Consider the following 216-nt stretch of genomic DNA (forward strand, 5'->3'; position numbering starts at 1 on the left):
AGCAGTGGCTGGACTTTTTTGATGAGACAAGCGGCCGTCTTCGGCGCGTCGACAACCAGGCCGATGCGATCGCGGCCTATGTGGCAGGGCTTGATCCCAGCCGGGACTTCGTCGTCATGGAGGCGACGGGCGTCCATGACCGGCTGCTGCGCCATGCGCTGGCCAAGGCCGGCGTGCCGTTCTCGCGGCACAACCCGGCGCACACCCACCACTATG

1 pseudogene is annotated in these 216 nt (G+C 66.2%); it reads left to right on the forward strand.

Annotated elements, in window-relative coordinates:
• Positions 1–216: pseudogene (locus O7A05_RS34310) on the forward strand (IS110 family transposase); the annotation flags it as partial.

The organism is Mesorhizobium argentiipisi (SeqCode) (assembly GCF_037179585.1).
In the GTDB taxonomy this organism is placed as follows: Bacteria; Pseudomonadota; Alphaproteobacteria; order Rhizobiales; family Rhizobiaceae; genus Mesorhizobium; species Mesorhizobium argentiipisi.